Annotated in this window: 17 protein-coding genes; 11 read left to right on the plus strand and 6 right to left on the minus strand. The window is 66.7% G+C overall.

The annotated features are described in order from the left end of the window. The first annotated feature begins 7 nt into the window (after window positions 1–7). Window positions 8–955, plus strand: coding sequence for a threonine ammonia-lyase (locus ABIA65_RS14065; RefSeq protein ID WP_354523918.1), 948 nt, complete (start codon window positions 8–10; stop codon window positions 953–955). A 5-nt stretch (window positions 956–960) separates the two neighbouring features. Here ABIA65_RS14065 and ABIA65_RS14070 read toward each other — a convergent pair whose 3' ends face one another. Next, window positions 961–2,424 (minus strand): peptide MFS transporter, encoded by a 1,464-nt coding sequence (locus tag ABIA65_RS14070; protein ID WP_354523919.1) that lies wholly within the window; start codon window positions 2,422–2,424, stop codon window positions 961–963. 141 nt (window positions 2,425–2,565) lie between these two features. Here ABIA65_RS14070 and ABIA65_RS14075 point away from each other — a divergent pair, with 141 nt between their 5' ends. The 3 genes from ABIA65_RS14075 to ABIA65_RS14085 are packed head-to-tail and all read left to right on the plus strand — an operon-like array spanning window position 2,566 to window position 5,300. Further along, window positions 2,566–3,882, plus strand: coding sequence for a DUF7159 family protein (locus ABIA65_RS14075; protein ID WP_354523920.1), 1,317 nt, complete (start codon window positions 2,566–2,568; stop codon window positions 3,880–3,882). 12 nt (window positions 3,883–3,894) lie between these two features. Further along, window positions 3,895–4,500 carry a Pr6Pr family membrane protein gene (locus tag ABIA65_RS14080; RefSeq protein ID WP_241405207.1) on the plus strand — a complete coding sequence of 202 codons (606 nt, stop codon included), beginning with the start codon at window positions 3,895–3,897 and terminating at the stop codon, window positions 4,498–4,500. Between the two features lie 47 nt (window positions 4,501–4,547). After that, window positions 4,548–5,300, plus strand: coding sequence for a L,D-transpeptidase (locus tag ABIA65_RS14085; protein WP_241405208.1), 753 nt, complete (start codon window positions 4,548–4,550; stop codon window positions 5,298–5,300). Here ABIA65_RS14085 and ABIA65_RS14090 read toward each other — a convergent pair. The 4 genes from ABIA65_RS14090 to ABIA65_RS14105 form a co-directional block, all read right to left on the minus strand. Then, window positions 5,287–5,943 (minus strand): sterol desaturase family protein, encoded by a 657-nt coding sequence (locus ABIA65_RS14090; protein WP_354523921.1) that lies wholly within the window; start codon window positions 5,941–5,943, stop codon window positions 5,287–5,289. The two genes, ABIA65_RS14085 and ABIA65_RS14090, sit on opposite strands and share 14 nt — an antisense overlap. Next, complete coding sequence (locus tag ABIA65_RS14095; RefSeq protein WP_241405210.1) at window positions 5,940–6,662, minus strand: FadR/GntR family transcriptional regulator; 723 nt, start codon at window positions 6,660–6,662, stop codon at window positions 5,940–5,942. The genes ABIA65_RS14090 and ABIA65_RS14095 overlap by 4 nt, the downstream gene beginning before the upstream one ends. A 64-nt stretch (window positions 6,663–6,726) precedes the next feature. Then, a complete protein-coding gene (locus ABIA65_RS14100) occupies window positions 6,727–7,350 on the minus strand; it encodes a peroxidase-related enzyme (RefSeq protein WP_241405211.1) in 624 nt (207 codons plus the stop codon). A gap of 70 nt (window positions 7,351–7,420) precedes the next feature. Further along, window positions 7,421–8,191 carry a helix-turn-helix domain-containing protein gene (locus tag ABIA65_RS14105; protein ID WP_241405212.1) on the minus strand — a complete coding sequence of 257 codons (771 nt, stop codon included), beginning with the start codon at window positions 8,189–8,191 and terminating at the stop codon, window positions 7,421–7,423. 110 nt (window positions 8,192–8,301) lie between these two features. Here ABIA65_RS14105 and ABIA65_RS14110 point away from each other — a divergent pair, with 110 nt between their 5' ends. Further along, entirely contained in the window at window positions 8,302–8,646 is a 345-nt protein-coding gene (locus ABIA65_RS14110; protein WP_241405213.1) for a hypothetical protein, read from the plus strand. On the opposite strand, the gene ABIA65_RS14115 is transcribed toward ABIA65_RS14110, so the two are convergent. Further along, window positions 8,603–9,886: a cytochrome P450 gene (locus ABIA65_RS14115; RefSeq protein WP_241405214.1), complete on the minus strand. Its 1,284-nt coding sequence runs from the start codon at window positions 9,884–9,886 to the stop codon at window positions 8,603–8,605. The genes ABIA65_RS14110 and ABIA65_RS14115 overlap by 44 nt on opposite strands. Window positions 9,887–10,137: 251 nt before the next feature. On the opposite strand from ABIA65_RS14115, the gene ABIA65_RS14120 reads away from it, so the two are divergent. The 6 genes from ABIA65_RS14120 (at window position 10,138) to ABIA65_RS14145 (ending at window position 19,719) form a co-directional block, all read left to right on the plus strand. After that, window positions 10,138–10,713: a hypothetical protein gene (locus ABIA65_RS14120; RefSeq protein WP_354523922.1), complete on the plus strand. Its 576-nt coding sequence runs from the start codon at window positions 10,138–10,140 to the stop codon at window positions 10,711–10,713. Window positions 10,714–11,724: 1,011 nt separating this feature from the next. Next, on the plus strand, window positions 11,725–12,201 hold the full coding sequence (locus tag ABIA65_RS33495; protein ID WP_502919563.1) for a hypothetical protein: 477 nt from the start codon (window positions 11,725–11,727) through the stop codon (window positions 12,199–12,201). A 40-nt stretch (window positions 12,202–12,241) separates the two neighbouring features. Then, on the plus strand, window positions 12,242–12,925 hold the full coding sequence (locus ABIA65_RS14130; protein WP_241405217.1) for a DUF4190 domain-containing protein: 684 nt from the start codon (window positions 12,242–12,244) through the stop codon (window positions 12,923–12,925). Window positions 12,926–13,109: 184 nt separating this feature from the next. Beyond that, a complete protein-coding gene (locus ABIA65_RS14135; protein ID WP_354523923.1) occupies window positions 13,110–13,460 on the plus strand; it encodes a hypothetical protein in 351 nt (116 codons plus the stop codon). A 14-nt stretch (window positions 13,461–13,474) separates the two neighbouring features. Beyond that, window positions 13,475–16,189 carry a VWA domain-containing protein gene (locus ABIA65_RS14140; RefSeq protein WP_354523924.1) on the plus strand — a complete coding sequence of 905 codons (2,715 nt, stop codon included), beginning with the start codon at window positions 13,475–13,477 and terminating at the stop codon, window positions 16,187–16,189. Next, window positions 16,189–19,719 carry a tubulin-like doman-containing protein gene (locus tag ABIA65_RS14145; RefSeq protein WP_354523925.1) on the plus strand — a complete coding sequence of 1,177 codons (3,531 nt, stop codon included), beginning with the start codon at window positions 16,189–16,191 and terminating at the stop codon, window positions 19,717–19,719. Before ABIA65_RS14140 ends, ABIA65_RS14145 begins: the two co-directional genes overlap by 1 nt.

The raw sequence follows: 19,719 nt of genomic DNA on the forward strand, positions 1-19,719 counted from the left end.
TCTCCCGGTGCAACTCGTCACGTTGGAAGACATCGGCGCCGCCGCGGAACGGATCAGGGGTTCGGTACTGCGCACGCCGCTGGTGCCCGCGCCGTGGGCCGACCCGGACCGGCCGCTGTGGATCAAGCCCGAGAACCTGCAGTCGATCGGAGCGTTCAAGGTCAGGGGCGCGTTCAACGCTATCGGGTCACTCGATGCGCAGACCCGGGCCAGGGGAGTCGTCGCGTACTCCAGCGGTAACCACGCGCAGGCGGTCGCCTACGCGGCGGCGGCGTACGCCATCCCGGCTCACATCGTCATGCCGGAGGAGACCCCGAACGTGAAGGTGGCTGCCACCCGCGGGCACGGCGCCGAGGTCGTGTTGTGCGCGGCAGGGCAACGCGAGAGGGTCGCCGAGGAGGTGGTCGCCAAGACGGGCGGCGTCCTGATACCTCCCTTCGACCACCCGGACGTCATCGCGGGGCAGGGCACCATCGGACTGGAGATCGCGCAGGACCTGCCTGACGTCGAAACCGTGCTCGTCCCCGTCAGCGGCGGTGGCCTGGCCTCCGGTGTCGGCACGGCGATCAAGGCCTTGTGTCCGCGGGCCAGGGTTATCGGCGTCGAGCCCGACCTGGCCGCCGACACCGCCGAGGCGCTGCGTGTCGGTCACCGCGTCGACTGGTCGATCGAGGACCGCAACCGGACGATCGCCGACGGGCTGCGATCGCAGCCCTCGGCGCTGACCTTCGCTCATCTGCAGCGAGTGCTCGATGATGTGATCACGGTGTCGGAGAACGACATCAGGGCCGCTGTCCGCGAACTGGCCGAGCGCGCGCATCTGGTCAGCGAGCCCAGCGGGGCCGTCACGTTGGCGGCGTACCGCGCGGCCGCGACCCCGCCAGGTCGTACGGTGGCGATTCTCTCGGGTGGCAACATCGAGCCCGCCATGCTGGCCGGGATCCTGGCCGGCTGAGCCGCCTAGTGCACGCCCTCCATCAGCCTGCTCACCCATCCAGACAGCGCCAACACCACGATTCCCACGGCAATCGCGACGGCGCCCAGGATGCCGAAGTACGCGAACTCGCGCGACGGGTCGTAGTAGCCGGCGAACACACCTGACAACGCCGTGCCCAACCCGACCGAGAAGAAGTAGAGCGCCATCATCTGGGCCCGGAAGGCCTGCGGGGCGAGTTGGGTGGTCACGGCGAGACCGATCGGGGAGATCATCAGCTCCGACACCGCGAAAACGCCCAGAATGGCGAAGACCAGCAGCGCAGGCACCGCACGCCCGGTGGTGCCTGCCATCGGCAGGAACAACAGGAACGCCGCGCCCATGCCGATGACGCCGTAGGCGAACTTGCGCGGGGTCGTCGGCGCCCGGTTTCCGAGCCGCGTCCACATCACCGCGAACACCGGTGACAGCGCAATGATCCACACCGGTTCGATCGAGCCGACCCAGCTCGATGGCGCCGTCCAGCCGAAGATCGACCAGTTCATCCGCTCGTCGGAGTACACCGCGAGGACGGTGAAGATCTGCTGGAACAGCGACCAGAACACGGCGTTGGCGATGAACAGCGGGATGAACGCCCGCACGCGGGTGCGCTCTATCGGTGCGACCTTCGGGCTCGTCAGCATGACGGCGAAGTAGGCGATGGCCGCCACCACGATCACTCCCGTCGTCACCTGAGACAGGTTCGCCAGCGTCACCAGCCCGGTGGCGATCACCGCGGCGATCACGACGAGCCCCGCCACCGCGATACCGATGTACATCGCGATTCTGTTGTGCGGCAGTGGATTCGGTACTTCCCGACCGTATTCGCCCAGGTTGCGCCGGAACACGACGTACTGCACCAGTCCCAACGCCATGCCGATCGCGGCCGCACCGAATCCGTAGTGGAAGCCGACGTGCGTCTGCAGCAGTCCGGTGATCAGGGGCCCGACAAAGGCGCCGAGATTGATACCCAGGTAGAAGAGGGTGAATCCGCCATCCGCTCGGGCATCACCCCGGTCGTAGAGCGTGCCAAGCAGTGATGACGCGTTGGCCTTCAGCGCCCCGGAGCCCAGCGCGACCAGGACGAGGCCGATCCCGACACCGGAGAGCCCAGGCAGAACGGCCAGCGCGATGTGGCCGACCATGACCACCACCCCGCCGTAGAACACGGTGCGTTCCATCCCCAGCAGGCGGTCGGCGACCCACCCCCCGAGCACCGTGGACAGGTACACCAGCCCGCCGTAGGCGCCGACGATCCCGGTGCCGGTGCTCTGCGGTAACCCGAGTCCGCCGTCGGTGACCGAGTAGTAGAGGTAGTAGCCGAGGATCGTGAGCATGCCGTAGAAGGAGAAGCGCTCCCACAACTCGACCCCGAACAGGTTGACCAGGCCTATCGGGTGTCCGAATACGGTGCGTTGCGCTGGTTGCTCGGTGTGACTGCCCGCTGTCATGGGCGCTAGGTTGCCACGTCGGGCCGCTGGCCCGGTAGTGTCGCCGCAAAGGGTGAGCGATACCCGCGTTTGGCGTGCGCCTCCGTTGCCGTGCGCCGGTGTGGTCCGGGCTGGAACCCTGCCGACTCAAGGTTCCGTCCGGTGTCAGCCACCTCGATGTTCGAAAAGGGTGTGCAAGTGGACGCGGTACTCGGGTTGTCGATGACTCCCACGTCCGTCGGGCTGGTCCTCGTGGAAGGTCAGGATGCCGACGGTGCCACGGTGGATCGAAAAGCGTTCGACGTGCGCCACGGGGCCGTCCGGACCTCGGCGCAGGCAGCCGACGCCGTGCGACACACAGAGGCGCTGGCCGCTGCCCGCGGGCTCCGACTGCACTCGATCGGCGTGACCTGGAGCGAGGACAGCGACCCTGAGGCGTCGCTGCTGTTGACGGCACTGTCGGAAGCCGGGTACGACACCGTCGTACCCGTCCGGATGCCGGAGGCCACCGAAGCGCTCGCGCGCGGTATGGCGTCGGTGATCGGCTACGAGACCACCGCGGTGTGTGTCATCGAACCCCACACCGCGATGACACTGATCGTGCACGGAGGCGACGGCGCGGTACAGACCGCCTTCAACCACGCCATCGACTCGGACGTGGACCTGATCAACTGGCTGAGCACCGTGTTCGCCCGCGCCGACTGGCAGCCCGATGCGCTCGTCATCGTCGGATCGGCCGGCGGTTTCGCGTCGATCCTTCCCGATCTCGAACTCGCGCTCTCGGTTCCCGTCTTCGCGCCAGAGGAAGCGGAGTTGGCACTGGCCAGGGGCGCGGCGCTGGCCTCGGCCCAAACCCTCAAGACCCCAGCCGATCTCGACAATGGCTTCAAGGCCTTCGGTGCCGTGGGCGCCCGGGGCCCGCAACGCACAACATTGGCACGTCGTCTGGTCCAGGTCGGACCCGCGGCGATGCTGGTGGCAGGCGTCGTGACGTTCGTGGTGTCGGTGTCACTGGCGGTCAGCCTGCAACTCTCCCCACGCACCGATGCCGTGAACGCCGCCGCGAGCGAACCCCAGGCCAGGGTGAGCGCTCCTGAGGCCCCGGCCTCAGCAGGCCTGAAGCCGCCGACGCGGCTGCCATCGGCTCCGGCCGCGCCGCCGCCGCCCGAGGCCCCTGTCGTTCCGGAGGCGCCGCCTGTGGACGTCGCCCCGCCGGAGGCCCCCTACGTTCCCGAAGCGCCGATCGACGAGGTTCCCGCCGCCACACCCGAGTACCCCGAGGTCGTCGCACCACCCGCGATCGCGCCAGCGCCTGTGATCGCCCAGGTCCCGGCGACGCCACCGCCCGTCGTTGCGCCCTACCCGACGAAGAAGCCGGGCATCCTGACTCGCATCCGTGACAAGCTCCGGATCGGCGACGACAACCCGCCACCTCCGCCTGCGCTGCCGCCGTCGTACACCGTGATGCCCGGCGGGTAGCCGGAGCGCCCGTTGGCACCACCATCGCAGGCCCGGGAGGGCCTTCGCCTCACGCTCCGACTGACCATCGTGCTTGCGGTCGCGCTGGCGCTCGTCCTGGTCGAGACGTCGTCACGGTCGGGTGTGTCGTGGCGCCTGATCACATTCACCTACCAGGCCAACATCCTTGCCGCGGCCTACTACGCGTGGACGCTGTGCTCGCCGAGGGCGGACGCCCGCTCCGGCCTGCGTGGCGCGGTCGTGCTCTACGTCGTCGCCGCGGGTGTGGTGTGGAATCTGTTCCTCACCGGACACAGCATGGGCTACACGCCCGCGAATTTCCTTCTGCACGTGGCAGTTCCGGTGCTGGCCGTGATCGACTGGGTGGTGGTCGGCCAGGGGCGGAATCCGGTGCGGTGGTGGCAGCCGGTCGCGTGGTTGTCCTACCCGGCGGCCTACGGTGCGCTCGCGTTTCTGGTACTGAACAACGCAGGCAGGCGAGCGCCGTACTACTTCCTGGATCCGGGAAGCGTCGGTGTGGCGTCCGTATTGGTGAACGTGGGCCTTCTCGCCGCGGGGTTCCTCGGTCTGGGCTATTTGCTCGTCGGTCTGGCGCGCGCGACCTCGGCTAACGCTTGATCCTCGGATTGCGATCTAGCATGTAGTTACCGACCAGACATCGGAGGATGAACTTGCGTACAGCGCTATCGCGTGTGCTGGCAGCGGCAGGGACCGCAACCCTGCTACTCGGGGCCTCGACGGGTATCGGTGTCTCGGCGGTGCCGCAGCCGACCCCCGTAGCGAACATCTCACCGGGCCCTGGTGATGTCGTCGGCGTCGCTGCCGCGGTGACGGTCACCTTCGCGGGGCCGGTGGCCAACCGCGCCGCGGTCGAGCGCAGCATCGGGTTCTCTTCGACCGACACCCCCACGGGCACGTTCTCGTGGCTCGACAACGACGTCCTGCAGTGGACGCCCAAGGAGTTCTGGCCCGCACACTCGGAGATCACGGTGTCCGTCGGTGGCGCCAAGACCAGCTTCGAGACAAGTGCGGCGGTGGTCGGCGTCGCCGATATCGACGCGCACACCTTCACGGTGAGCATCGATGACCAGGTCGTCCGCGAGATGCCGGCATCGATGGGCAAGCCCAAGTTCCCGACGCCGACGGGCACGTTCTCCGTGTTGGGGAAGGAGAACGTGGTCGTGATGGACTCACGCACCATCGGTATCCCGCTGAGCGACCCGGAGGGTTACAAGCTCACGGTCTACGACGCGGTTCGCGTGACCTGGGGTGGCGTCTACGTGCATGGTGCGCCGTGGTCCACGGGGTCGCAGGGCTACGCCAACGTGAGCCACGGGTGCATCAACCTGAGCCCCGACAACGCCGCGTGGTACTTCGACAACGTCAGCATCGGGGATCCGATCATCATCCGCGCGTAGCCTCGTGCAGGTTCTTCACCGTCGGTGAGGCAGCCACGGTTGATGGATCCGGGTTGGTGCCCAGAACCCGATCGGCCGTACCCGCGGTCGTGACGGTGAACCAGTAGTGCTCGTTCTTGAAGTGATGGTGGCGGTGGTTGCGCCACACCGCGCGGTAGGCCGCGGTCTTGGGCTTGTAGTCACTGTGGATCAGGTAGTGGCACCACTCGTAGACGATGCCGAGTGTCGCGAGGAACACCAGGAAGGTCAACCCCAGGCCGGACCGCGGAAAGGCCAACAGGGCGATCGCGACCGCCGCAGGCAGGACCCACAAAAGCGCGGGCCACGGGATGAAGATCAGCGGCACGTCGCGGGGGTCCACGTGGTGCTCGCGATGCTTGCGGGCCAGCAGGGAGTCGACTGTGATCCCGCCGAGACTCCGTGGCCGCCAATGCAGTACGAACACGTGCACCATCCATTCGAAGAACGGGAACACCGCGAGCATCGCCAGGGGGACCAGCGCGTCGGTGGGCTGCCAGTCGCCGACGGCAGCCCGCGCGGCGACCGCGGCGAGCCAGGTGGCGCCGATCATCCACGGCGAGGGGTGACGCCAGAACTCGGCGAACGCGTCCGCCAGCGTGAAGCCTCGCCGTCCGTTCGTCATTGGCCGTCCTCCAATGTGGTGATCGCGCCGAGCATGGCCAGGGTGGCCGGCTCGAGCAGGGCGCGCGCGGCACGCTCGGCGGTGTCGGGATCGCCCGCGCGGATCGCGTCGGCCACCAGGCGGTAGTTCTCCGGGCGTCCGACCTCCTCGGCCATCAACGCCGCGAGCGCGGGAAGTGCGGGCTCGTAGGTGGCTCGCAGGGTGTTGTACATCAACCGGAAGGCGATCGAGTCCGCACCGTCGACGATGTGATCCCAGAAGGCCAGGGCGTGACGCTGCCGCGCGATCGGATCCTGTTCGGCGCCCAGCGCGGCGATCGTCGCGTCCAGGATGTCGGGCAGTTCGGGCGTTCGGCGGCGCGCCGCGAGTTCGGCGACCTTCGGTCCGTTGTGCAGGCGGGTCTCCAGGATGCTGCGAACCACCGCGACGTCTACCTCGCCGGCGCGCACCAGCAGCCGGGGGAGCAGGTCCAGACCTGCGTGGCGCCGAAAGTCGCGGACCGTGGTGGCGTCGCCCTGTCGAATCTCGACGAGGCCTGCGGCGGTGAGTCGCTTGAGTGCCTCCCGGATCGCCGGCCGCGAGACCCCGAGCACCTCGGCGAGCCGGCGTTCACTGGGGAGTGCCTCACCGGGTTGCATATCGCCGCTGAGGACCTCGCTGACGATCTGCTCGAAGACGTCCTCGGGTACCGATCGGCGGTTGACGGGTTGCAGCGCCATGTCGACAGGCTGCCACTCACCCGGTCAGAGGTCAAGTGGTCTTACCAGTAGCGAGTCCCAGCGGCTAGGAGGGGATGCCGGTGTACTCGGGGTTCGGCGGTACCGCCAACGCCACCCCGATGCGGTTGGTCGCACCGATGAATGCGGCGATCGAGATGCCCTCCAGGATCTGGTGATCGTCGAGACCGAGATCGCGCAGATGGTCCAGGTCGGCGTCGCGGATCGACTGCGGATGGTTGTTGACCGCCACGGCCAGATCGCCGAGTGCTCGCTCACGATCGGTGAGTTCGGCGACCTGGTGGTGATCGATCGCGACGCGCTGGCCAAACGACCAGTCACCGGCCAGCTTGCCGAGTTTGTTGGCGTGGTTGGTGTGGCAGTAGGCGCACCGGTTCTCGCCCGACACCACCGTCGCGATCACCTCGCGTTCGCGCGCGGACAGCCCGCCGCGACCATCGGTTCCGAGCAGGGGGAGCAGGTAGCCGTTGAGCCGCTCGAGGTCAGCCTCGTTGAGTGACAGCGCGCGAAACCAGTTGGAGGTCAACCCCTCATCGCGCTGCTGGCGGGAGAAGAAGCCGCGCACACCGGGGGTGGTCAGCTCGTCGAGATCGGGCACGCGCAACCGCGACACCCGACCGGGCGATGGTGAGGTGGCGTTGGCGGCGGGTGCGTCGGCGGTGGCGGTCATGGCTCGAGAATGCGGCGCGTCGGGCTGAGCGACAACATTTGCGCCCCAGCAGACTAAAACCGTTGCGCGCCTATCGCAGTGCCGCGGCGGTCTGCTCGTCGGCGGGTAGGAACGCCTCGATGCTGAGTTCGGCGGCGGTCAGATCCAGAGCGGTGCCGAACGTCGTGACCGTGCTCATGAACGTCAGCACCGCACCGTCGGGGCGCTCGATCACCAACGGCACGACGACGCCACCCAGATCGCGGGTCTCCTCCGAGCCGCCCGGGTAGGCCTCGATCTCGGTGAGCAGGCCACGCAGCTCCTCGGAACCACTGGCCGCCACCTCGCGGCGCAGCCTGCCGATGACGTGATGGCGCCACTGCCCGAGATTTCGGATGTGGGGTGCCAGTCCATCGGGGTGCAACGAGATGCGGAGCGCGTTGGGCGCTTCCAGCAGGTGCCCGGCAACGCCACTCATCAGCATCGACACCCCAGCATTCGCCGCAACGATGCGCCAACCGCGGTCCACCGCGAGGCACGGATACGGGTCGTAGGCCCGCAGTACCCGGTCGACGCCTTCGCGTACGGCGGCCATATCGGGGTCGTCCAGCGAGCGTTCGGTGAACTCCGGGGCGAGGCCGGCCGCCAGCAGCAGGTGATTCTGTTCGCGATGGGGGACGTCCAGGGCCTCAGCCAGCCTCAGCACCATGGCGCGGCTGGGCGCCGATCTCCCGGTCTCGATGAAGCTCACGTGTCGCGACGACACGTCGGCCTGCAGGGCGAGATCGAGCTGGCTGAGCCGCCGACGCTGCCGCCACTGACGGACGAGGGTGCCGAACTGGACGGGGGAGGCGGTGGCCATGCCTCAGTGTTGCGCAGGAGTCCGTCGGCATCCATTACCTCCGCGGTAATTGCCACCCTTACCTGGTCGCCGCACGCTGGACATGTCCGCATCAACGGCAGGAGCAGATGATGGAGTCCCACCGGCAACACACCGTCCCGCAGATTCCGCGCTGGTTGCGGTTCGTGCTGAAGTCCGACCGCGCGGGATCGTCGTGGTATGTCGGCCTGGGGTTCTTCTTCGCGCCTGTGCTGGCCATTGTTTCACCGTGGCCGGCCGTGACGACGGTGCTGTGGGTCGCGATCGCGCTCGCCGGACTGTGGCTTGGGCTGTTGGGCCTGGCGATGGCGACCGGGCTGGCCATGGTGCTGCGAACGGGCGCCGATATCCCGGAGGACTACTGGCGTTCGATATTCGACTACCCCGGTGGTGTCAAGCCCGTTGCGGCGAAGCCTGTTGCGCCACGGGGTCTTTAGAACCCTGGCCGCCGGTGTAGTCGACCTGCCAGTGCTTGATCCCGTTGAGCCAGCCCGACCGGAGCCGCTCGGGCTTGGCCAGCGGGGTCAGGTCGGGCATCTCGTCGGCGATGGCGTTGAACATCAGGTCGATGGTCATCCGGGCCAGATTCGCACCGATGCAGTAGTGGGCGCCCGTGCCGCCGAAACCGACATGCGGGTTCGGGTCGCGCGTGATGTCGAAGGTGTACGGGTCGTCGAAGACGTCTTCGTCGAAGTTGGCCGAGCGGTAGAACATCACGACCCGCTGGCCCTTCTTGATCGGCACACCATCCAGCTCGGTGTCCTCGAGCGCCGTGCGTTGAAACGACGTCACCGGGGTTGCCCACCGAACGATCTCATCGGCCGCCGTGGCGGGTCGCTCACGCTTGAAGAGCTCCCACTGGTCGGGGAAGTCGGTGAAGGCCATCATTCCCTGGGTGATCGAGTTGCGGGTGGTCTCGTTGCCCGCGACCGCCAGCAGGATGACGAAGAAGCCCAGTTCGTCGTCGGAGAGTTTGTGCCCGTCGACGTCGGCTTGCACGAGTTTCGTGACGAGATCCTCGCCAGGGGCGTCGGCGCGTTCGGCCGCAAGCTGCATACCGTAGGTGATGAGTTCGACCGACGCGGAGATCGCGTCGTTGTTGGCGAACTCGGGATCCATGTCACCGACCATCTGGTTCGACCAGTGGAAGAGCTTCATCCGGTCCTCCTGCGGCACCCCCATCAGGCTGGCGATGGCCTGCAGCGGAAGTTCGCAGGAGACCTGCTCGACGAAGTCGCCGTAACCCTGCGCCGCCGCCGTCTCGACGATGCTCTTGGCGCGCTCCCGTAGGTCGTCGCGCAGCCGCTCGATCGCGCGTGGGGTGAACGCCCGCGAGATGATCTTGCGCAGATGGGTGTGGTGCGGCGCGTCCATGTTGAGCAGGACGAACTTGCCGGTGTCGATCTGCTGCTGCACGGTGCCGTCCTGGTACCGCGGAAGGGCCGTCTTCTCCAGGCTGGAGAAGACGTCGCTTCGGCGCGACACCTCCTTGACGTCCTTGTGCTTGGTCACCACCCAGAATCCGCCGTCACCGAACCCGCCGACACCGTCGGGCTGCTCGTTCCACCAGATCGGTGCCACCTTGCGCATCTCGGCAAGTTCCTCGACCGGCAGTCGCTCGGCGTAGATGTCGGGATCAGTGAAGTCGAAACCGGGTGGCAAGTTCGGGGTGGCCATTGTAAAAGGCTCCTCACACGACGTGATCTAGTGGCGTAACTCATTGCTACACCACAGATGACAGGTACCGAGGAGGGTTCGGAAAACTCGCAAGTGAAACGTGTTCTTCTCACCCCGCGGCGACGATTGAGATGCGCGTCCGGTGGACAGCTGTAACGATTGGCCGGTGAAAACGGAAGAACGCGTCAACTACCGTCGGTAACATCTGTCCCAGCCGCAACTCCCGGGAGGCCACCGTGATGGGCGTCAACATGCCGAGTTTTTTGACCGCAGCCGTCGGCGGAGCAGCGTGCGCGCTGATGGCGCTCGCTGGCTCCGGTGTGGCGAGCGCCGATCCGATTCCGCCGATGCCACCGCCGCCGGCGCCGGCAGGCGAGGCCCCACCCGCAGCACAGGCACCACTGCCGGCGGAGGCGGCGCCTCTATCGACGGCGGCGGGCGACAGCCCGGCTGCGGCGGAGATCCCGAAGCCCGAGGGCGTCCCACACCTGGCCAGTCCTGATGCTCTGCCGCCGGGCTCGACGATGGATCCGTCCGCGCAGGGTAACGAGCGTCCCAATGTGAGCTACCTGAAGGACCTCTGGCATGCCGTGCAGAGCCAGGAGATCAGCGGTAAGGAGGCCCTGATCATGGGCCTGGCGCAGCGCGGTATGAACACGCCGTACCCGGAGCAGGCGGCAGGCCCGAACGTTCCCCTCAGCCCGGCGAACGCGGCGAACCCGACGGCCCCGCTGGCCCCGATTGACCCTCAGGCCCCGCTGGCCCCGCCCGGTGCACCGCTGCCGCCACCGGCTCCGGCACCGCTATCTCCTGCGCCGGCCCCCTGACGGTGATCAGTGCGTGAGGACCGCCTCGGTGACGGCTTCGATTCTGGCTGGCACGTGCCTGTGCCACGGAGCCCCCGCGTAGGCGTCACGCCAACCCACTGACGTCAGGGCTTTCAGCGCGACGCCTGGGGTGTGTTGAGTGCCCCTCTGCGTCAACATGGTCCCGACCAGAGACCTGGCCTGACCCCCGTCGACGATCAGGACGACGTGGAAGCCCGTGCTCCGCTTACCTTCTCGCCGGGCCTCGACTAGACCGGACTCCTGCTGGGCCCGGGTCTCGGCGCGAGCTCGCTCGCGTGAGCCGATGGGCCGTCACCCGGTTGTGACCCACGGCAGCGAGAACAACGTCGCCGCGTGAGTTCTCGCGCCAGATCGTAAGTGAATCAACACAACTCCCCATGGGTGTCCGACTTCGGCGACGCGTGTTCTCGAGCGCTCACCGGTGCGGTGGGAAGCTGGTCTCCGACCGGCGAGTTGGCGGATGTCACCAGGGCATTGAAGGTATCCGCCTTCGGGCTTGCTGCCCTCGCGGCTAATCGCAATGAGTGCGCCTACCAACGACATGCGATACCAGTGATGCACTCGGGTGGCCCCGAAAGTTTGCGCCGCGCAGAAGTGCAGCCCAGTGTTACACTACATTTGACCTCGCCGTTTATAAGAGGATGACATGTCATTAGGGGCTGACATGTCGATCCTTGACGGGAGGGGCGCCGGGGGACACAGTCTGCTCACCGACGTCTAGGTGTTGGCCCCCGGGTTTGCGGCGCGGTCCTCACGGACCGTTCGGTATTTCGCTTACGTCTGGCGAAGGACACGCCGATGGCATCAAACAGAACCCGCGCAGGGCCACTGGATCCGTTCGGCGGCCCCACCTTCAACGGTTCGCAGCCCGCTCGAGGGCCGGGATCTACGTACACACCAAGGCCACCGGATGTCGACGCCAAAACGCTGGCGACGTTATCGATTGTCTTTGCGTTCGTGTTCGCACCCGTAGGTGCGGTACTGGGCCACGTGGCGCTTTCCCAGAGCAAACGGGGGACACGACAGGCCCGCGACCGTGCGCTGGTTGGCTTGTCGCTGTCGTACGCGTTCATCCTGTTCGCAGTCATCGCGCTGCTGCTGTGGGCGATCACCGCTCAATCCGGCTCGTCATCGACGGCGGCCCAACCCACCGGCATGACACCGCCCACACAGGCGGCACCCATCCCGAAGGTCGAAACAACAGTCGTCACTCGGGCACCGCCTGTCCGCAGAACGGTGAGTGTCAATGAGTTACACGCGGGCGACTGCGTCGAGATTCAGCAGACCAAACCTGATCCGAATAACGCTGATACCCAATTGATCAAGATTTACCCAGTGAACTGCCAGGTTCGGGATGGCGTGTTCCTTGTCGACGTAGTCTCATCGTCGACCAACCCCTGCAGTGATGAGTACTTGGCCAACCCGGGAAACACGATCGTCGCCTGCATCACGAAGTTCAAAGGTTGATGCCGATGTACGGTGACCACGCGTTGCAGAGGCGCCTACGATGACCGTCGCCGGTGATCCGTTCCGACAGGTGCCGGCCGATCCGCCCAGTCCGCCCAATGGACCGGCTCCCCACACGTATCTGCCGCAGCCGCAGCCGTGGCCGTTCGGCCCGACCGGCGGAAACCCTTATCCGCCAACGGAACCACCCCACAACACACTCGCAACACTGTCACCTGTCTTCGCCGTCGTGGCGCCGCCAGTTGGCGTGATTCTCGGTCATCGGGCCCTGATGCAGATACGCCGGTCAGGTGAGAGGGGACGCACGGCAGCGATCTGGGGCGTGGTCATCGGATATGTGTTGACTGCGGCACTGCTGGCCGGATTGATCCTGTGGGCCATCACCGATCCATCCGGAAGATCCGAACCGGCGCCGGGCCCTGGCACCGTCGGAGCCGATCCGCCGCTGCGGGCCCCGCCTCCGGTGGTGGTGACTTCAGTGGCGCCACCGCCGGTCAGCCCCAGGGTCAAGCTCGACCTGACGCAGGTGACCGTCGGCACCTGCGCGGAAATTCAGAAGCGTGACATCGGCGCCGATGCGCTAGATCTGTTCGCGGTACCGTGCAAACACCGCCAAGGGGTGTACACCGTCGTCGCCCGCGTTGCCAACGACTTCGACTGCCAATCCACCTACATCGCAGCCCCGCCCGATCACTCATTCGCACTGTGCCTCAACGAGTACTGACATGCTAGATCCGTTTGATTTCAGCGACTTCGGTTCAACGCCAACAACAGCCGCAGCGCTTGCGTCCGACGCCAGGCCGCCGGGAGGGACCGCCGGAGTAGAGGCACCGCGGCAACGCACAAACCTCGACACTGGGTTCGATCCGTTCAGCGATGCACCGCCCCGACAGGCAAAGCCCCACGACGTGTTCCGCCCGACCACACCGTGGGCTACCGAATCGACCAACAGCCTCACCGTGGCCCGGCCGCCGCTGGCCCTATTCGGTCTCGCCATCGCACTCGCGACAGCGGGTGCGGTGATCGCCGGTGTATGGGGCGATGCGCTTGCGGCCGCGGGTGTCGGCTGGCTTCTGGCCGGTCCGTTGGCGATCGGACTGCTTGCCATCTACACCCTTGTCGACACCCGACGCCGCACCAACGCCGTCTATTCGGCGCCGAGCTGGACCGGTGCCGCGTACTGGACGGCGGTGACGGTGTGCATGGCTGGAATTGCAATCAGCGCATGGTATCTCGCGCTGTGGGCAGGTAGGCGGTAGGGCGGATGAACACGATGCGCAACAGCCGACACCGAGCCGGGCGGCTGTTGCGCTGGTTGTCGGCGGCCTTCCTTGCCGGGGGGCTCGTCCTGCTGGGTTCGCCTGTCCCTCTCGCACATGCCGACGCGGGTGGCGCGAACCGATACGGAGGGTGCCTGGCAGCGCAGAAGCGCGGTGATCTTCTGCTGCTCTTCGACGAGTCGAGCAGCCTGCAGTCGACCGACGCCAAGGCGGCGCGAGTGTCGGCGGCGAACTATCTCATCCAGACGCTGGGCGCATACGCCGACCAGGTCGGCGCCGACCTCGACGTCGCGGTGGCCGGTTTTGCAGACAGCTATGTGCTGCATGAGAGTTGGACGAAGCTGAGCGCTGCGACGACCGGTTCCATTGCTGACAAGCTGGCCCCAGAGGCAACGCGTAACACCGGTATCGACACTGATTACTGGCTCGCCCTCGATGGTGCGCGCCAGACGTTGGCATCCCGGGAGAGCGGCCCCGGCAATGCCGACCGATGCCAGGCCATCGCTTGGTTCTCCGACGGGAAGATCGATTTCACGGCGCGGCCGGTGGTTAAGCCGTATGCACCCGACGTCAGTCTGGACAGCGCGGGCGGTATCGGCGAGATGGTGCGCAGAGCCACCGAGGGGATCTGCAGGGCCGGAGGGGTGGCAGATCAGATCCGCTCCCGCGGCATCGTGATGTTGGCGGTCGGCCTCAGTGGCAATAGTGCTCCAGGGGATTTCGACACGATGTCGGCGATAGCCACCGGAAAGGGTGTCCTTGGGACGGACTGCGGCAGCATCACCACCCCGGTGCCGGGTGACTTCTATCCGGTGTCCAACCTCGACGACATGTTGTTCGCGTTCGACGCACTGAACCCCGATCCCGGGATCACGCGGCAGGGGCCCGTGTGCCACCTGCGGGTGTGTCCAGAAGCGCGCCACGACTTCGTGCTCGACCGCTCCATCAAGTCTGTGAACATCCTTGGCTCAGGTGGCGTGCCCGGCATCGAGCCCTACCTGATCTCTCCGTCCGGTAAGACGTTGGAGCTGCCCAAGAAGCCTGGCACGACCGATGTCCAGATAGGCGGGACGCCGGTGCAATACGAGTGGCAGTCCGACTCCGCGCAGACCATCTCGATTCGCAACAGCGGGCCAGAGTGGGCGGGCAGATGGGCCGTCGTCTACGTCGACACCACAGGACAGCACCCGGACGCGGTATCCAAGGTCAACATCCACATCACCACCGACATCTACCCCGCGCTGGCCAACGCGGGTCAAATCGACTGGCGCAGCGGGCAGGTCGTCAAGCGATTGACGTTCGGTCTTGCCGATGGTCAGGGTCACGCACTGGCTCCGACCGATCTGGCGGGCACGGCGAGGATGTCGGTGGCGCTGGTACCCGACGGTGGAGCACCCATACCGCTTGTCGAGTCCGCGCCGAAGTCCGATATCGCCAAACCGGTCGACGCCAACTTGACCGACGTCAAACCCGGCCGTGCCGAGTTGCGGATGTCGCTCGTCGTCACCACCGCGCCGGCCACCGGTCGCAATGGTGAACAGATCGCGCCAGGCACGATGTTGTCGCCGCAGAATGTCGAGGTCCCGATCCAGATCCTGCCCAAGGCGAATCTGCCCAGCCCCGGTAGCCGTATCGACTTCGGCACCATGGAGGGGGTCAAAGGGGCGACGGCGTTGTTACCGATCACCGGGCCGGGCTGCGCGTGGATCTCGCCTTCTGAAGTAGCCAAAGTCAGAGCGACACCCGACGGCATCGGTGCCCCGCACTTCAGCTCCGACGCCAGCAGTCCCGACAACTGCTTGAAGGTGCAGGTGGGTCAGACCGTGAACCTGCCGGTCACACTGCGTACCGACCATGACGGCCACGGCGGACTCGACGGCAGTATTGGGGTACACGTCGCCGCGCTTGCCGACCCGGACGGCCCACAGGTGATTGACGTGCCGTTCTTCGCCTCCCTGACCCATCCCTTGAGCACCACGAACTTTCTGGTGGTGCTGATCGCTGCCATACTGCTCGGACCGGGTATACCACTCGCCCTGCTATACGCCGCCAAGTGGCGGGTGAGCAGAATACCGCCGAAACCTCTGCTGGCTGAGCGCATTCCGGTGGTGGTGAACGACGACGTTGTCCAGCGTGACGGCGCACCGTTCGCAATGGCCGATACCGACCTGGTGCACCCCGTGCCAGGCCTGGCGCGCGCCACCCGCAGGCTGAGCGTGCTCGGCACGACGTTGATCGCGACGACCGGCAGAAGCCCGTTCGGCAGTGGACATGTTCGCGTAGAGGCCGACGGCCGCATCAGCACTGGATCCGCGCTTCCCGGCACAGACCGCAGCGGCCTGCACGCCGTGTTGCCACTGGCGGTGCACAACAACTGGGTGATCCTGCACGACCCCGACGGGCCTGCCGGTGAGGCGGAGGTGCTGCTACTGGTCGGCGGGCGCTCCGACAACGCTGCCCGTCAGCGTATCTACGACGATGTGGCCCGCAGGCTTCCCGAGCTCTTGGCTGCACTGCGGCTGCGTGCGGTCGAAGCCGGTGTGGCTCCACCGCACGACCCAACGTCGCACTCATCACCGTTCGGTGAAACGGCCGCAGCGGCAACGCAAGCCGATCCGTTCGGTGCCGATGTGACCGCGATGTCCCCAGCCATCCCGCGGTGGCGGTCCGATCCCGATCCGTTCGACCCGTTTGATGGAGGACCCTGATGCGACGATTCTTGGTAGTGGGTTGTGGTGGTTCGGGTGGCGCGACGCTGTCCTACATGATGGACCAGCTGCGCTCCGAACTGCACACCGCAGGCGTCGACAAGCTGATTGCCGGTTGGCAATTCGTTCACATCGATGTGCCCAGCGCGGCAGATCCCGGCCCGGACGGGTTGGCGAACGTGGCCATGCAGGGTGGCACGTACGTCGGGTGTGGCCCGCGGGGGAGCAGCTACTCGATTCTCGACGGCGCGCTTTCGGCGCGGCTCGCCGCAGGAACCGCACTGGACGCCATCGCGACGTGGGCGCCGCGCCAGCCGGATCAGGTGACCAATCCGATCTCGGCGGGTGCCGGCCAGTACCGGGCGATCGGGCGAATGATCACGCTCAGCAAGGCCGGTGAGATCCGCAGCAAGCTGCAGTCGGCCACCGATGAGCTCTTCCGCGTGGAGACCATGTCACAGATGGCGTCGCTGGATGTCCCCGGAATGGGGCGGTTCGACCCGAACCAGCCACCACTCGTGTTGGTGGTGTCTTCGATGGCCGGCGGTGCAGGTGCGTCGATGGCACTCGATGTGTGCCGGCTGCTGACCATGGTGTCGGGCGTCGACGTGAAGCTGATGGGCGTCTTCATGGTCACCCCGGACATCTTCGAGTCGCTGCCACCGAGTGCGCGAATCGGGGTGCGGGCCAACGCTCTCGCGATGCTCGGTGAGATCGTCGCCTCTCAGTCCGGGGCGGCGCGGGACCACGATGTGCGAATCCTGCGTGCGCTCGGACACCAGCACGGTGACGGTGAGCCGATCCCGTTCGCCAGGGTGTTTCCGGTGGGCCGCTACGTCGGGGCCGACCGGACCCAGTTCGGCGACGGCTCGCAGTTCGCGGTCTATCGCGGGCTCGGCCGTGGCCTGGCCGGGCTGATGATGAGCGGCAGCGCCAGCGATCAGTTCGTCTCGTACGACCTGGGCAACACCGCATCCCCGGCCGGTGACAAGGATCTGTTGGGTTGGGGTATATCGGTGTGGGACCCGCTGCCGTGGGGCACCTATGGGTTCTCCTCGCTGTCGATGGGCCGTGACCGCTACGCCGAGTACGCGGCACAGCGGCTGGCTCGCAGCAGCGCGGACAAGCTGCTGCGCGGCCACTTGCAGCCAGGCAACCCCGCCTCGGGTAACGAGCAACTCGAGTCGTTGTTGTCCAGCCAGTGGGACGCAATCTGCACCGGCCTGGGTCTGCCGTCCGCGGTGGGCGACGAGGACAGCCGGGTCACCATGCTCGGCACCTGGGTCGCCAACACCGCGTTCTCGCCAGAGGTGGTCGGCTCGACGGTGAGTGGGCTGGTGGACCGTCAGTTGCGCGGCTACCTGCCACATCCCGAGGGGATGAGCGCCGAGCAGTGGGTGCCGATGTTCCGCCAGGCGATCGCGAACCGCCGCGACGCGCTGACGACCGCGTGCACCGAGGCCGCCTACGACATGGCGTTCGGCTGGCACCGCGACTTCGCAAGACGGCTCGAGCAGACGGTGATCGAGGCCGTCTCGACGCTGGGTCTGCCGTACACGCGGGCGCTGGTCGACCGGGTACGCCACCACATCGACGACGTGTTGACCGGTGTCCTAACCCAGCTCGGGACGATGGGTCCTGCCGAGATCGCCGCCCTGCCCGCACACGTCGAGACGGCTCTTGGCGGGCTGAGGGGCGTGCTGTCCAACACCGATCAGGTGTTGGCGACGGCACTCGAGGGCTTCCACGCCGGCGTGCGCCGCCAGCTCTATGCCTCGGCATCCGCGCGCATCGCCGATGTGATGCGCGTGATGGGCACCGAACTGCTGATTCCCCTGCGTCATGCGCTCGGCGAGGCGTTGGTGACGCTCGAGCAGGCAAGTGTTGAGCCGCCAACGGACATCGGCTTGGCAAGGCTGGCGACCGACCAGTACGCGGCGTGGCCTGCCGACTCGGACGAATTGGTACCTGGCCGTTTCGCCGAGGCGAACAATGAGGTACTGCTGATCAATTCGTCTGCGTTCAAGGCCCGTTATGAATCGGATCTCGTCAAGGCGGTGGTTGGTTCGCAAGGGCTGATACCGTTCGCAACCTCGGTGGACAGAGCCACCACCGGTGTCATCGCCGGCCAGTGGGACACCACCGGCGGGGTGTCCGCCCCCGAGGGGCTGCTGGAGCGCACCTCCACGTGGACGACCCGGGCATTGGGCACCGACCCCGAGACCGGCCGGACACGCGTGCCGTCGATGGCGCAGTTCGATGTGCACACCCGCCCCGCGGAGCTTCTGGCCCGGGCGCGGCAGTACGTCGACCGACCGGGTGAGTCCTTCTACGAGTTCTGCAAGGTGTCGCTACGAGATTTCGTGCAGGGCATGGGCGCATCGGAGTCCGAACTGTCTGCCCGCAGACACGACATCGCGGGCAAGTTCGCGGAGGCGTTGTCGCTCGCGCGCCCGCTGGCCAGCGTGAACGACCAGGCCATGCAACGGGTGCATCCCGGCCAGCAGGTCGAGTACCGCTACAAGTTCTCCGACATCCCGTTCGCGGGCCAGCCCGTCGCAGCGGCACTGGAGGACGCGCTGGCATCCAATCCGCGAATCGACAGCGCCACGAAGGAGAACTTCGCCCGGTCGCTGTCGGACGAGGACGGTGTAACCCGCGTCGACATCTTCGGCTCGTACCCGAACTACTCGCCATTGGCCTTCGACTCGGTACTCGTACCCGCCGCACAGGAGTGGGCATCGATGGCTAGCCCTGGCCGGGCGGGGTTCTGGCGCTTCCGGCGGTCCCGCCCGCTGCCTGCGTCGCTGCCGATGACCGACGCCGAACGCCGCACCATGACCGGGGGCTGGTTCGTGGGACAGATCATCGGACGCATCCAGATTCCCGCGCCTCCATATACGGAACCAGTGCGCATCTACGACGGTGATGCGGGCCGGTGGCTGAGCTTCCCCAATCCGTTGTTGACCCCGCCTTCGGAGTACAAGGCCAGCTATGACTGGCTACCTGCGGTGCTCGAGTCGATCCTGTTGGCGATAGCTCAGTCGCACGAACCGCCGTTGATGTCCTCGCTGCGGCCCTACCAGGTGCTGCGGGAGCTTTTCGACGCAAACTCGCAGGCTCCGGCCAGCGGAATTCTGCAGTTGTCGGCGGTACACCTGCTCCGAGACTTCGTCGTGACGGGTTCGTCAGGGCCCGGCCTGATCTCCCGGGTGACACCGGTCGCGGCCGCATCGACACCCGCCGAACGCATCAGCGCCGCCACAACCTGGTTGGGTCGGGTTCGCGACACCGCCGCCCAATACCTGCCTGCCGGTACTCCCGGCGCCGACCCCAACGGTTCGTTCACGACGATCTCTGGCCGTGCAAAGGCGACAAACACGCCGATCTTCCGCGATATGGCGCCCGACGTGTTCTGGGCGACCGAGAGCCTGATCAAGACGCTGCAACGGATCTTGACTCTCGGCGACGACGACGATGAGCCGACTGCCGACGATCAGGTCGTGCTGTCCCGAGGGGTGATGTTCTAG

Source organism: Mycolicibacterium sp. 624 (assembly GCF_040548615.1).
Taxonomy (GTDB): Bacteria; Actinomycetota; Actinomycetes; order Mycobacteriales; family Mycobacteriaceae; genus Mycobacterium.

Excerpts from the sequence above, each read along its gene's own strand:
- ABIA65_RS14070 (WP_354523919.1), bottom strand. The coding sequence starts at position 2,424 with ATGACAGCGGGCAGTCACACCGAGCAACCAGCGCAACGCACCGTATTC.
- ABIA65_RS14085 (WP_241405208.1), top strand. The coding sequence starts at position 4,548 with ATGAACTTGCGTACAGCGCTATCGCGTGTGCTGGCAGCGGCAGGGACC.
- ABIA65_RS14090 (WP_354523921.1), bottom strand. The coding sequence starts at position 5,943 with ATGACGAACGGACGGCGAGGCTTCACGCTGGCGGACGCGTTCGCCGAG.
- ABIA65_RS14095 (WP_241405210.1), bottom strand. The coding sequence starts at position 6,662 with ATGGCGCTGCAACCCGTCAACCGCCGATCGGTACCCGAGGACGTCTTC.
- ABIA65_RS14100 (WP_241405211.1), bottom strand. The coding sequence starts at position 7,350 with ATGACCGCCACCGCCGACGCACCCGCCGCCAACGCCACCTCACCATCG.
- ABIA65_RS14105 (WP_241405212.1), bottom strand. The coding sequence starts at position 8,191 with ATGGCCACCGCCTCCCCCGTCCAGTTCGGCACCCTCGTCCGTCAGTGG.
- ABIA65_RS14110 (WP_241405213.1), top strand. The coding sequence starts at position 8,302 with ATGGAGTCCCACCGGCAACACACCGTCCCGCAGATTCCGCGCTGGTTG.
- ABIA65_RS14115 (WP_241405214.1), bottom strand. The coding sequence starts at position 9,886 with ATGGCCACCCCGAACTTGCCACCCGGTTTCGACTTCACTGATCCCGAC.
- ABIA65_RS14120 (WP_354523922.1), top strand. The coding sequence starts at position 10,138 with ATGCCGAGTTTTTTGACCGCAGCCGTCGGCGGAGCAGCGTGCGCGCTG.
- ABIA65_RS14130 (WP_241405217.1), top strand. The coding sequence starts at position 12,242 with ATGACCGTCGCCGGTGATCCGTTCCGACAGGTGCCGGCCGATCCGCCC.
- ABIA65_RS14140 (WP_354523924.1), top strand. The coding sequence starts at position 13,475 with ATGCGCAACAGCCGACACCGAGCCGGGCGGCTGTTGCGCTGGTTGTCG.
- ABIA65_RS14145 (WP_354523925.1), top strand. The coding sequence starts at position 16,189 with ATGCGACGATTCTTGGTAGTGGGTTGTGGTGGTTCGGGTGGCGCGACG.